This window comes from Gracilibacillus kekensis (genome assembly GCF_900143085.1).
In the GTDB taxonomy this organism is placed as follows: Bacteria; Bacillota; Bacilli; order Bacillales; family Amphibacillaceae; genus Gracilibacillus; species Gracilibacillus kekensis.
This window is the reverse complement of record NZ_FRCZ01000004.1, coordinates 228230-240494: the sequence shown is the minus strand read 5'-3', so window position 1 is coordinate 240494 and position 12265 is coordinate 228230. Positions and strand designations below refer to the sequence as shown.

The following is a 12265-nucleotide window of genomic DNA, read 5'->3' as shown; positions in this document are numbered from 1 at the left end:
CTAAATTGCCCGTTAGTTGAATACTGATGAATAAATAACCTAATTAGTTAATTCATTGTTCTTATATATTTTTCTTAAATTTTAATTCAAACTTTGGCTTAGTTATATAGTCCATATAATGGACACTTCCGTTATAATCTAAATATGCTTGATAGCGTGTACGCAATGCAGGAGCTGAGACCATATCTAGAACTTGCTCTTTACTAATCCAGCAACTTTCTGATGTTTCATCCGATGTTGTCAATTCCCCTCCTATGGGTTCACATACAAAATCAAACATAACTTTTGTAGGTACTATCTTTACCCCACTATGTCCCTCATATGGTGCTCTATTAGAGAAAACTCCTACCAAATGAGATACTTTAACATCAATTCCACTTTCCTCTTTAACTTCTCTTCTTAACCCATCTATTAAATTTTCCCCGACCTCCACTTGACCTCCTGGAAATACCCAGTGACCATCTCGACGGGTTTTTACTAATAATATTTCGCCTTTGTCATTTTCTACAAAGCCTCCCGCAGCAACAATATGTACTGGCATTTGCATTGAATATTCCCCCATTATAATATGAATTTCTTCCACAATCCTGCCCGCTAGTTCAATAATAACCAACTTTAACTTAAGGATTTAATGCAGATTAAACCCTTATCAGCTGAAGTCTCAATATAACCGATAATCTGTTCAAGTGTGAATACATTTAGTGGCTGCTCAAGTTCATCCTTACCATAATTCATATCGCCTATAACATATGGGATAAATTTGTTTATATCACTAGATTTTACCTCTTCTGTTTCAATGATAGTACCATGTTTACTTAATGCTTCATTTAGTTGTTGAGTGAAGTCATAATAATCTAATAATTTTCCATTTAGTAATCGAAAATCATTGTGATACCTATTGAATACGTTTTCATCTTCCTCCATTCTGTTTTTTAACCAAGGTAAATAAAAACCTTTCAGCCATATATCATCGGCAATTAGGTGAGTATAATATCCCTGTATAAAGTGAGAATTCATATTATAGTTATGTTTATGTATGAATTCTTTGTAGTCAATATATCGTGAATAGTCTTTTACGTCACCGTTGTAAAAATGAGATTTGTTTTTATGTGAAACTGCATCTGCTGCAATGCCCCCTAATAGAAATGATGTTTTATCTTTTATTGATAGGTCATCAGCAATTCTATTTGCAATAACCAGGTGCATAATTCTCGAACCCAATTTAATTCCTCCTTCACTAACTTTTATTACTAGAACAAACTGTCCGTTAGTTGAAACTGTAATTAGATATGCTATATCGATACCCCTTTATTACTATCCCTTTTAATCTCAAATTTTAATTACCTATAATTCTTTCATAAGTTTATCAAGATCGTTAACCAATCCAGGAATCCATTCACGTGCAACCGAGATAGCTTTAACACCATACTCTAAAAGCTGCCGAAGTACATAAATTATCCAGCAGATACCACCAATATTTATTTGCCACTCAATATCCTGTGACAAATTATCATCTATCCCCTCACAATAAGCATCAATCAAATCGGTTGATTCTATATTGCTTTCTGATGCGGAAGAAATTAAGCAGTATAGATCACCGAGGTGGGGACTAAGTTTTGCTGATGCCCAATCAATCACTGCTATTCCGTTATTGTTTTTTATTATATTTTTAGAATGATAATCATTATGTGTAAGTGTTACTGGAAGAATTTCATACAACTTACCGATATGATACGGTAAAACTTTTAGAGCTTTCTTTAAAATATTAACTTGACTAGTTTCTATATATTCACATTGTTGAATTATAAATCTTAAATCGTCTATTATATTTTCTTCTGAAATGTAGTTCTCCAAATACGTTTCATTAGTTAGCCTTTTATCTATAATTCCTAAGTTTGCCTTGTTACGAATTTTTGCTAAATGTTTCGCAGCCTCTACAAAGTCTTTATGCTGAGGGTCATATTCTAACGTCTTTCCCTTTAAATCTTTCATAATTAATATACCAGTAGCAATATCTTCATAATATTTATATATGGTTGGTATATCCAATCCAAGCGGAGTCAATAAATGTTTATAGACTGAAACTTCACGTGAATTTTCTCTTGTTCCCTTTTTGACAATAAAAGAACTTCCATCCAGCTTGCCTACTCTCCACACTTCGGAAAGTGACCATTGGCGCAGCAGTTCCCAAGAAGTTGCCTCTTTCCAAAACGGAAGTAAGTCTGTGTATTCAACAAGTGACGAAGGAATCTTGTCCATTTCTTCCTCCTCGGCAAACCTGTATTCAAAAGAGTAGCTTATACATTTATACTTATACAGTTATAATATAAAATTGCATTTTTCACTTAACCGATATCCCCTATTTGTATAATATGATTTTTTCACGAATGCACATTGCAGTTAATCCATTCATTTCTGTAGAAAATCCAAATTTCTCGTAAAATTTTACATTTCCTGGAGTTGCTACTAAAGTAGGCATTAATTTATTTTCAGCCAATAGACACATAAACTCTTCCATTACAGCTGTTCCAATTCCTTTTCTACGGGTACTGAGGGTGAATAAGCAAATGTAATACATATGCATGTTGCAAGCTATCAGAAAATGCACGTACAAAGCCAACTAGCATCCCATCCTCATCTCTAGCAGTAACCCATCCCCATGTTTTATTTATTGATGTTTCTAACTTATTCAAAGGCATTCCATTTTTGTGTAGCTAATAACTCATTTAGCTCAACAGGATTTATTGGTTCATTTCTAACAATCTGCATAAGTATATCGCCTCTATCTTAATAATTTGAGATAAATCGGCATCCATCTGGACATGAGAACTTTTGTTCCATCCTTGCAAATTTCAATGACATTTTTGTGTAATTGTTCACCAAAATGTCCAACACATCTTCAGCATCATTATATAATTATCGTTCGTTCCAAATATGCACTCCACCAATTTAAGAATTAATTATTTTTTAATAGCCTTTAATATAAACACTCCTATTCCAACAAACATTGCTAATATAATCAATATGAGTAATAATCCAGGCACTCCAAAACTACTTATCATATTAATCCTTCCACTATAATTGTTTAATTTACTCTTAAAGTTCTATTTACCAAAATATAACTATAATTTATTTTATTCAAGAAAAAATAACAGCTCCGTTTTTTCACCTATTTTCATAAAACCATTCTTTTTGTACATTTCTTTTGCAGTATCCGCACTATCAGTAATAAGATAAGCAATTTCGATATTATCGTTATAAGCAATTTCTAATAAGTGCTTTAAAACGAATGTTCCAAATCCTTTCCTTTGGTGTTCCTCTATGATATCGAAATCCTCTAATTTTATCATTCCGTTAAATGGCATATACTCGATACTACCGATAGGAACCCCGTCACAATAGCAAACAAAAAATTGTATCTCTTTATTATTATCACTATAAACTTTAGCTTTCCTATTAATTCGTCTTTGTGCAAAATCAAGACCCATCTCTGTTTGATTGGCTATTATATCCACGTTCATTCCATCTTCTAAAACCTTATGATCTTCTGCACTGAATATATTACAAGCTAGGTTTCCTTTCAGTTGTGAGAATTTATTAGTTTCAATATACATTAAATCATAGGTACATATTTTGGGTTTAACAGGGAAACTTTCAATTAGTTTGCTACTTATCGGATATGGTGTCTCTATCCTGAAAAATCCTTTTTCTTTTGTATCGTGTTTCTCTATTTGTTCAGTGACAAATTCACCCAAACCTTGTTTAGAGTTATACCATATAAAATTGTGCGTATGCATATCCGGCAACGCAGAGTCAATGTATCTCATCGTTCCATCGTTTTCAATTGCTCCAGAAAATAAACCCACATATTCCTTTTCCAATTCTAACATTTGATCTAACAAAGGACTTTTATGCATTTCGAGCTCTCCTAATCTATCAAATTTTAATTTTTTAATTTTAATGTTTCCCTAAAGAAAAACCTTCAAATAAACGTCCACCATAAAGCTGTAATACATTATCAACCAATTGAATCACTGTCTTTTTCTCTTCAGTTTCGTAAAAAGCATTAAATGCTACTATAAATTTTTCAGTAAATTTCTCATCATACTGTTTCAAAGCACGAACAATCCATTTTGAGGAACCTATCCACTGACAATTTGTTCGTAAAACAAATTCATGGACTAGTTCTGCCAAATTGTTAGCAATAAAGATGTCTTCAGCTCGGTTAGTGCTGCCTATGAAATCATCTAAAGCATCGGTGATAAAATATCGCTTCTGTGTAATCATTTCATCAGACCATTTTTCAGGACCTTTCTCTAATTTCTCTTTCGCTTCCTTTTTTATAGCTACTAAGATTCCTTCATCTTTTAATATAATACCTTCAGAAATCATTCTCGCCATTGAGGGTTTCCCTGCTTTGCAGTCCATTTCGATAAAATATTTATAGGAAGTTAAATTATGAACGAAAATCTCTATTGGCCATCCATAATCAATCATAGACTCCCTATATGAAGCAGTAAGGTTTTTATCAAAAATCACAATATCAAGATCCGATGTTGCTGTTTCTTCCCCACGGACAACACTTCCAGCTAATAGAGCACCCTGGCTATGTGAAAAATTCTGATTCATAAATTGCTTAGCTGCTTCCATTGAACTTATTTTTCGCATTCAATTCCCCCTTTAATCTCATCTATTTTTCTAATAGTCGTTTCCCAACATTTTATCAATTAACTACATAATAATCTTTATTTCGTGTAAATATTTAACAATTTCATAGTTTGTTAAATGGAAATATTGGTTCAGATGTCTCCCATAGTTAAAAAAACCATGTTCCATTCCTTTAAATGTTTTTAATTTTATTTCGTTACCTTCTTGCTTCATCAGCTTAATAAACTCTTGATTATTTTCATAATCTAAATCCGATGTTCCGCATAACCATAATGTTTGAGGTAAACACTTCTTAATATTATGTATTGGTGAAATATCAATCGCTATGTCAAGTAATTCAGGATAGCGTCTGCTCATTATATCCACACCATCCATGACTCCTGCAAAAACAACTAAAGCGTCGGGAACATGTTTAATCCTTTTATTATCATATTCCTGTTCATCATTTAAATCATCAAACATAATAGAAGACACAGCAATATATGCACCTGCAGATGAACCACATACAACTATCTTGTTCGGGCTTACTCCCCATTCAGAAGCATTTCTCCTTATCCATCGTACAGCAGACTTAACATCACAAATTGCTTGGGTTGGTAAGAAACCTTCATCCGACCCATTTCGATAATCAACACATATAGCAACCATGCCTTCAGAAGAAAAGTAATTTGCTTGATGTTGGAATTGTACTGGTGATTTTGGGTCTTTCTTAAAGCTAGCTCCATTAAAAAATAAAATTGCTGGCCTGTCTACTTGTTGCTTTAATTCAGACTCAAATATAAATAATTTTAATTCTCTTTTCTCTACTGTTTTATAAATTTTTTCCGTCACAGGATAATCAAAATTAAATTTCTTCATTTCAATCCCCCTCTACAGTATCGTAATTAATTTATAATGGGAATTTTGCAAATCATGTTTTAGTTCCACAACAAGCTAAAAGAAATACCATCATAGCATATGAATCAAGGTTACTTATAAATTATCATACAATTTTTAAACAGCTGAAAGTAATTGTAAGATAACATTCTGATAAAAACCATCACCTATTTTTAGATTGAATTAATCCTTTAACCCTTCTTTTCCTAATAATTAACTATGAATCGAAATCGCAACCAAATCGATGGTAAAAATTCTGCCATTTACATTAATCTCCGTATGGTTGGTCAACTTTTACTTAATATACTCTAATACCATCATGAATACGGATACACTAATGATAAAAGCCGCAGTGAATGTTGATAGAACAAAATATTCTTTTTTACCGGTAACTATCATTTCAATTACTCGAACTACATAAGTTAGCCCTAGACAAAAAAACATGACGCTCGATAACAAAGTCGGAGAATCATCGGTTGTATTTGGGTTGACTAAGCCAGATATAGAAATGAATAAAACGTGAATGGCCAAGTACAACACTAATAGAGTTAATAGTATATCCAAAACTAAAAATTTCTTATTTCTCTCACTAGCTTTTTTACGAATCTTCGCTACTATGTTCAACTTTTATCACTCCCGATCTTAAGATCAACATACAATATGAGTGCAGATTCTTATCTGTTACTTAATTTCCTTCGTTTCCAAGTATATAAGAAGGTAATACACGAACCTACTAAGATTCCTATTAAAGCAAATAAGGACAGATTCCACATTTCTCCGAACCAATTACGCGTAATGTCCTCTGTAAAGAGCATTATCAAGACAATAATGAACCCAAACCATTCCATTAACTTGTAGTCATTTATTTTAGTAGATTCTTTCACTTATAACCCTCCTGATCAAACATTTGAAAGGAAACATTGCATTTTATTAAGATGCCTTCATTATAACAAAACTAGAAAAATATGTATAAGGTAATTTATATTACATAAGATTTTAATTATGAATATCCATATCTTCTCGTGCAAAACAAAAAAACACCCAGATAGTCTGGGTGTTTCTCACGCATATTACCATTTTTCAATTTCTGCACGGTCGCCTTTGTTGTTCCCTTTTTTAGCGAATCGATTGGATAATTCTTGTTTGACATCTTCTAATGAAACTCCTTGATTCGCCATCATCACGAAGGTATGGTAAAGCAAGTCACTTACTTCGTTTGTTAATTCTTCTTTATCCTCATTTTTAGCGGCAATTACTACTTCGCCGGCTTCTTCAATTACTTTTTTACCAATCTTATCGACACCTTTGTCATATAAATAATTGGTATAGGAATTTTCAACACGTTCTTGTTTCCGTTGTTCCACCTCTAGCATCACGTTATCAATAATCGAAGCATCATAGTTGGTTTCCTTTTCAGCCACTCTGTTATAAAAGCATGAGACCTCTCCCGTGTGACAGGCTGGACCTGCTGGTACCACTTGAATCAATAATGTATCCTGATCACAATCTAAATCAATTGATTGGACTTCTTGTGTGTTACCAGACGTTGCACCTTTGTTCCATAATTCATCACGTGATCTGGAATAAAACCATGTTTGTTTTGTTTCTAATGTCTTTTGATACGCTTCTTCGTTCATATAGGCAAGCATTAATACTTCTTTTGTATGATAATCTGTTACGATTGCTGGTACTAACCCTTTCGAAAAATCAGGCTTCACGAATATTCACTCCTTGCTGTCGGCATACATCTTTTACTTGTTGTACCGTAAAGGTGTTCTCGTGGAAAATAGAAGCTGCTAAGCCTGCAGATACGTCTGTCTTTTTAAATACTTCAGGAAAATGCTCAGGCTTTCCAACTCCACCAGAAGCAATCACTGGTATTCTTACCGAATTTACTACTGCCTCCGTTAGAGCAATATCAAATCCATCCTTTACACCATCTGTATCGACACTGGTTAGCAAGATCTCTCCTGCTCCCCTTTTTTCTGCTTCTTTTACCCACTCAATCGCATCGATACCAGTATCTTTACTGCCACCGTGGGTCATTACATGCCATTTATCACCGACTCTTTTGGCATCAACAGCAACAACCGTGCATTGGGCACCGAACCGATCCGATGATTCTGTTATTAATTGGGGGTTTTGAACCGCAGCAGAATTCATACCGACTTTATCTGCTCCTGCTTTTAATAAGCGATTGACATCTTCAATTGTTTTAACGCCGCCACCGACTGTAAATGGCACAAATACTTGCTCTGCAGTTTGCTTTACTATATCCACCATGGTTTGGCGCCCTTCATTGGTTGCTGAAATATCTAAAAAGATGATTTCATCTGCCCCTGCTTTGGAATAGTTGGATGCCATGGCAACAGGATCACCTAATTCACGTAATCCGACAAAATTTGTACCTTTTACCACTTTTCCTTCCTTGACATCAAGACAAGGAATTATCCGCTTTGCAATCATGCTTCCAGCCCCCTAACAGAAGTGGTTTGTTCCATAAATACTTTCAACAAGTCTACGCCAACTTCTCCACTTTTTTCTGGGTGAAATTGCATGCCGTACACATGGCCATTCTGAACAATAGCAGGAACCGTAGTACCATAATCTGACGTGGCGACCAGATAATTTTGTTCAGTACGCGCTTGAAAAGTGTGTACAAAATAGACATGCTTATCTTGAAAAACTTGAAAAGCTTGATTATTATTCTCTATTTGCAGCTGGTTCCAACCAATATGAGGTAATATATATTCAGTTTCTATTACATTTACATCACCTGGAATTAATCCTAAACCATCTGAAATGCCATTCTCATAACCTTTTTCAAATAATAATTGCATGCCTAAACAAATACCCAGAAAAGGTTTTTGCTGTGCTAATTTTCTTAGTGGTTCAGCCAAATTACGTTGATTGATCTCCTCTACGGCTGCTTGAAAAGAACCAACACCAGGTAAAATAATGTGCGAGGCTTGCTCTAATCGTTCAACGGAGTCGGTTATTTCTACTTCATACCCTAGACGTAAAAAAGCGGTTTTAACACTTGCGACATTACCCATGCCGTAATCTACAATAGCTATCATTCGATTAACCCCTTTGTAGAATTAACCCCTTCAATATCCGGATTAATTCGGACTGCTTCACCTAAGGCTCGACCTAATGCTTTAAAAATAGCTTCAATTTTATGATGTGTGTTGTCCCCATATAATACTTTAGCGTGAAGTGTAATCGCTGATTGGAAAGCAAAAGCTTGTAGGAACTCCTGAACTAATTCTGTATCAAAATTGCCTAATTTCTCGTTTGAAAATTCTGCATCAAATACAAGAAAAGGTCTTCCACTAATATCTAATGAAACAAATCCTAATGCTTCATCCATTGGTACGTAAGCAGTTCCGTAACGATTGATTGACTTTTTATCACCTAATGCTTCTTTTACTAATTGACCCAGTACAATTCCGACATCTTCTACCGTATGGTGACTATCAATGTGCAAGTCACCTTCTGCTTTGACCGTTAAGCCAATGCGACCGTGACGAGCAAAAGCATTTAGCATGTGATCGAAGAAGCCAACCCCCGTATCAATGCTTACTTGACTTGGATCATCTAAATTAACGGCTACTTCAATTTTAGTTTCAAAAGTTTCTCTTTTTTTAGTCGCAGTTCTCATTATTTCTCCTCCAAACGTTTACTTACCGCTAAGCCGTGTCCTTCTAGCTGCTCTTGGTTTGCAATCTGAATGACGTCCTGACTTGCCTCACGTAATGCAGATTCAGAATAATATAAATACGTTGTTTTCTTAACAAAATCATCGACAGATAAACCAGACGAAAAACGAGCTGTACCTGAAGTCGGTAAGACATGATTCGGTCCTGCATAATAATCACCGAGTGCTTCAGGGGTATAGTGTCCTAAAAAGACAGAGCCTGCATGTCTTACTTTGCTTAGATAACTTAAAGGATCAGCTACCTGAATTTCTAAGTGTTCTGGCGCCAACTTATTGGAAACGGAAAAAGCCTCTTCCAGTGACGGTACAACAACACTTGCTCCTTTATCTTGGAGAGATTGGGACGCAATTTCTTTTCTTGGTAGCACGTCACATTGCTTTTTAAGTTCTTTATTCACTTTCTCAACTAACGCTTCCGAAGTTGTAATTAAAAAGGCGCGAGCAATCGTATCGTGTTCTGCCTGAGCAATTAAATCTGCAGCTACATATGTCGGGTTAGCTGTATCATCTGCTACGATCGCTACTTCACTTGGTCCAGCAATCATATCAATTCCTACATCACCGTAAACTAATTTTTTGGCTGCGGCCACATAAGCATTACCCGGACCGACAATTTTATCTACTTTCGGAATCGATTCAGTTCCATATGCTAAAGCAGCAACGGCTTGCACACCACCAACTCGATAAATATTGGTTACACCAGCTATATCAGCTGCTACCGCCAATATCGGTGCAAGACCTTCCCCGTCTTTCACTGGTGTAGTCATATTTACTTCGCATACTCCAGCTAGTACGGCCGGGATGGCGTTCATTAATACCGAAGAAGGATAAACAGCGGTGCCGCCAGGGACATAGATGCCGACACGGTCTATCGGACGATATAATTGCCCAGAAATAATATCACCTTCTGCTTGCATCATACGGGAATTTGTTAATTGTTTGCGGTGAAAAGCTCTGATATTGTCTGCTGCACGTTGTAACGATTGAATTACGTCATTATCGACTATATCCCAAGCAGCCTTTCGTTCTTCTTCTGAAACAAGAAAAGATGCTGGTGCTTTTCCATCGAATTTTTCAATATACTTAACGACAGCTTGATCACCATCTTCTTGCACATCTGCAATAATACTACTGGCAGCTTGCAAGAATTTTTGTTGGTCGCCACTGTTTGTTTTCTCAGGTGCTGCTTTTTCTAAAAACTTCTCGATTGTTAATAAAGGAATCATGCTTTTTTTGCTCCTTCCTTAAATCGCTCAATGACAGGAACTAATTGATCTCTCTTAATTTTTAGTGAAGAACGGTTGGCGATTAATCGTGCACTAAAGGATATAAATTCGTCTTCAATTACTAAGCCGTTTTCTTTTAATGTTGTACCTGTTTCAACAATATCAACGATGGCATCTGCTAAGCCTAGTATTGGTGCAAGTTCAACAGATCCTTCTAGCTTAATAATATCAACGGACTCTCCTTTATCTTTAAAATAGTTCTTAGTGATATTGGTAAACGTACTTGCAATTCTTTTCTTCTGTTCAGGCCACTGATAGTTTGCTTTTGTCGCCAAGGCCATCCGACAATGACCAAATGGTAAAGGAAATAAATTATATACATCCGGTTGGTGCTCAATTAAAATATCGCCACCCACAATTCCGATATCGGCAATTCCATTTTCAACGTAAGTGGTGACATCGACTCCTTTTGCGAAAAAGAAGGAAAATTCACTCGTTTCAATTTGAAGTTTTCTCCCCTTTTCTAATAATGGGTCTACTTCAAATCCTAACTCAGCAAAAAATTTCAAGAATTGTTTTTCTAATCTGCCTTTCGTTAGTGCTATTACCGGCTTCATTTTTCAACCACCTTATACTGACTGTCCTCTTCGACAACTTGATAGATTTTTTGATAATTCGCATCACTTTTTAATTGGTATTGGATATCGACCACTTGTTCTTCCATGTCGATTCGAAACTGTTCTGCAACTGCATGAGTAGCAGGAGTTGCAAGAATACAAATTTTTTCCGGCTCTTGTTCTGCATTCATATGCTTTGCTAAAGTATCAACATCAAATGCTAACCCGACTGCCGATGTTTTTTGTTGGAATTGTTCATATAATCGGTCATATCTTCCGCCAGAAAAACAGGTGGAACCATCATTTGTTAGAAAACCTCTGAACATAATGCCATCATAATATGGCAAATTTTTAACGCGACCAAGATCGACAATTACTTCTGTTACACCTGCAGATTCTAATAAATCCATTAGTTTTTCTATATGACTCAATATATCTAATAAATCTTGATGTTTCTTCCAGCGCTCACGGTAAGTATTTATGATTTCTCTAGACCCGTATGCATCAATCAGAGCTACCAATGGTTCTGCTAATGCTGGATGTCCTGCTTGTGTAACAATCTCTTCGACAAGGTCAGATCGCTTATCATGCATAGCGTCGAGTAGCACTAACTCTTGTTTTTCATCAAAATGATACGGTCCAACAATCGCATCAAAAATACCAGTATGACCAAGTTCGATTACGTAAGTATCAATCGTTAAATTTTTCAGGTAAGCAATCGCTGTAAGAAGGCTTTCTGCTTCACCTAAAAATTGATCTGCATGAACAATTTCGATGCCTGCTTGTCTATTCTCTGTTTCGTCCTTATCAAAGCGAAAGACACTGCCTTGATAGGACCATTTTTGTTCGGATGGGTGTTGCCCTGCAATGGCTCTTGCAATAGCTGCTGTCCAATCTGGACGCAATACTTCGATTTCACCCTCGGCATTAAACCATTTTAACATCGAGTGTAAATCCATCCCTGCCATTTGATTCGTGAATGTATTAGCATATTCCACAACAGGTGTGGAAATAGTTTTAAAGTTACGTTTTTTGGTCACTAAGCGAAAACTCTCCGCCGCTCTTAAACGGTTAGAGATTTGAATTCCCGTTTCATCTTGACTTCCTGCTGGTAAAAACATCTCGTTCACATCCTATTTACACTTTATCAATTTACC

16 protein-coding genes are annotated in these 12265 nt (G+C 35.6%); all 16 read right to left on the bottom strand.

All coding sequences use genetic code 11. The features are described 5' to 3' along the window. Positions 1 to 61: 61 nt before the first annotated feature. Complete coding sequence (locus BUC25_RS11375; RefSeq protein ID WP_073201994.1) at positions 62 to 547, bottom strand: NUDIX hydrolase; 486 nt, start codon at positions 545 to 547, stop codon at positions 62 to 64. A gap of 68 nt (positions 548 to 615) precedes the next feature. Then, positions 616 to 1221, bottom strand: a complete 606-nt coding sequence (locus BUC25_RS11370) for a hydrolase (protein WP_073201993.1) — start codon at positions 1219 to 1221, stop codon at positions 616 to 618. A gap of 123 nt (positions 1222 to 1344) precedes the next feature. Beyond that, entirely contained in the window at positions 1345 to 2259 is a 915-nt protein-coding gene (locus tag BUC25_RS11365; RefSeq protein ID WP_073201992.1) for a phosphotransferase family protein, read from the bottom strand. Between the two features lie 100 nt (positions 2260 to 2359). Then, the gene (locus BUC25_RS19380) at positions 2360 to 2518 is read right to left on the bottom strand and encodes a hypothetical protein (RefSeq protein WP_170862685.1); all 159 of its coding nucleotides are present in this window, start codon (positions 2516 to 2518) and stop codon (positions 2360 to 2362) included. Positions 2519 to 2540: 22 nt separating this feature from the next. Beyond that, positions 2541 to 2693, bottom strand: a complete 153-nt coding sequence (locus tag BUC25_RS19375; protein WP_170862684.1) for a hypothetical protein — start codon at positions 2691 to 2693, stop codon at positions 2541 to 2543. 441 nt (positions 2694 to 3134) lie between these two features. Then, positions 3135 to 3917, bottom strand: coding sequence for a GNAT family N-acetyltransferase (locus BUC25_RS11355; RefSeq protein WP_073201990.1), 783 nt, complete (start codon positions 3915 to 3917; stop codon positions 3135 to 3137). A gap of 40 nt (positions 3918 to 3957) precedes the next feature. Further along, positions 3958 to 4668, bottom strand: coding sequence for a nucleotidyltransferase domain-containing protein (locus tag BUC25_RS11350; RefSeq protein ID WP_073201989.1), 711 nt, complete (start codon positions 4666 to 4668; stop codon positions 3958 to 3960). Positions 4669 to 4731: 63 nt separating this feature from the next. After that, entirely contained in the window at positions 4732 to 5526 is a 795-nt protein-coding gene (locus BUC25_RS11345; RefSeq protein WP_073201988.1) for an alpha/beta hydrolase, read from the bottom strand. Positions 5527 to 6218: 692 nt separating this feature from the next. Further along, complete coding sequence (locus BUC25_RS11335; protein WP_073201986.1) at positions 6219 to 6428, bottom strand: hypothetical protein; 210 nt, start codon at positions 6426 to 6428, stop codon at positions 6219 to 6221. 186 nt (positions 6429 to 6614) lie between these two features. Then, a complete protein-coding gene (gene hisIE, locus BUC25_RS11330; RefSeq protein WP_073201985.1) occupies positions 6615 to 7262 on the bottom strand; it encodes a bifunctional phosphoribosyl-AMP cyclohydrolase/phosphoribosyl-ATP diphosphatase HisIE in 648 nt (215 codons plus the stop codon). Further along, a complete protein-coding gene (gene hisF / locus BUC25_RS11325; protein ID WP_073201984.1) occupies positions 7252 to 8010 on the bottom strand; it encodes an imidazole glycerol phosphate synthase subunit HisF in 759 nt (252 codons plus the stop codon). The genes hisIE and hisF overlap by 11 nt, the downstream gene beginning before the upstream one ends. Next, positions 8007 to 8624, bottom strand: a complete 618-nt coding sequence (gene hisH / locus BUC25_RS11320) for an imidazole glycerol phosphate synthase subunit HisH (protein WP_073201983.1) — start codon at positions 8622 to 8624, stop codon at positions 8007 to 8009. Before hisH ends, hisF begins: the two co-directional genes overlap by 4 nt. Beyond that, on the bottom strand, positions 8621 to 9208 hold the full coding sequence (hisB, locus tag BUC25_RS11315) for an imidazoleglycerol-phosphate dehydratase HisB (protein ID WP_073201982.1): 588 nt from the start codon (positions 9206 to 9208) through the stop codon (positions 8621 to 8623). The genes hisH and hisB overlap by 4 nt, the downstream gene beginning before the upstream one ends. Next, positions 9208 to 10491, bottom strand: a complete 1284-nt coding sequence (hisD, locus tag BUC25_RS11310) for a histidinol dehydrogenase (protein WP_073201981.1) — start codon at positions 10489 to 10491, stop codon at positions 9208 to 9210. The genes hisB and hisD overlap by 1 nt, the downstream gene beginning before the upstream one ends. Then, on the bottom strand, positions 10488 to 11108 hold the full coding sequence (gene hisG, locus BUC25_RS11305) for an ATP phosphoribosyltransferase (protein WP_073201980.1): 621 nt from the start codon (positions 11106 to 11108) through the stop codon (positions 10488 to 10490). Before hisG ends, hisD begins: the two co-directional genes overlap by 4 nt. Beyond that, positions 11105 to 12229 (bottom strand): ATP phosphoribosyltransferase regulatory subunit, encoded by a 1125-nt coding sequence (locus tag BUC25_RS11300; protein WP_073201979.1) that lies wholly within the window; start codon positions 12227 to 12229, stop codon positions 11105 to 11107. The genes hisG and BUC25_RS11300 overlap by 4 nt, the downstream gene beginning before the upstream one ends. Between the last annotated feature and the right edge of the window lie 36 nt (positions 12230 to 12265).

What these genes read in the sequence shown, in the direction of transcription:
- BUC25_RS11375 (WP_073201994.1), bottom strand. Translation starts at nt 547, where the DNA reads ATGCAAATGCCAGTACATATTGTTGCTGCGGGAGGCTTTGTAGAAAAT.
- BUC25_RS11365 (WP_073201992.1), bottom strand. Translation starts at nt 2,259, where the DNA reads ATGGACAAGATTCCTTCGTCACTTGTTGAATACACAGACTTACTTCCG.
- BUC25_RS19380 (WP_170862685.1), bottom strand. Translation starts at nt 2,518, where the DNA reads ATGGAAGAGTTTATGTGTCTATTGGCTGAAAATAAATTAATGCCTACT.
- BUC25_RS11355 (WP_073201990.1), bottom strand. Translation starts at nt 3,917, where the DNA reads ATGCATAAAAGTCCTTTGTTAGATCAAATGTTAGAATTGGAAAAGGAA.
- BUC25_RS11350 (WP_073201989.1), bottom strand. Translation starts at nt 4,668, where the DNA reads ATGCGAAAAATAAGTTCAATGGAAGCAGCTAAGCAATTTATGAATCAG.
- BUC25_RS11345 (WP_073201988.1), bottom strand. Translation starts at nt 5,526, where the DNA reads ATGAAGAAATTTAATTTTGATTATCCTGTGACGGAAAAAATTTATAAA.
- hisF (WP_073201984.1), bottom strand. Translation starts at nt 8,010, where the DNA reads ATGATTGCAAAGCGGATAATTCCTTGTCTTGATGTCAAGGAAGGAAAA.
- hisH (WP_073201983.1), bottom strand. Translation starts at nt 8,624, where the DNA reads ATGATAGCTATTGTAGATTACGGCATGGGTAATGTCGCAAGTGTTAAA.
- hisB (WP_073201982.1), bottom strand. Translation starts at nt 9,208, where the DNA reads ATGAGAACTGCGACTAAAAAAAGAGAAACTTTTGAAACTAAAATTGAA.
- hisD (WP_073201981.1), bottom strand. Translation starts at nt 10,491, where the DNA reads ATGATTCCTTTATTAACAATCGAGAAGTTTTTAGAAAAAGCAGCACCT.
- hisG (WP_073201980.1), bottom strand. Translation starts at nt 11,108, where the DNA reads ATGAAGCCGGTAATAGCACTAACGAAAGGCAGATTAGAAAAACAATTC.
- BUC25_RS11300 (WP_073201979.1), bottom strand. Translation starts at nt 12,229, where the DNA reads ATGTTTTTACCAGCAGGAAGTCAAGATGAAACGGGAATTCAAATCTCT.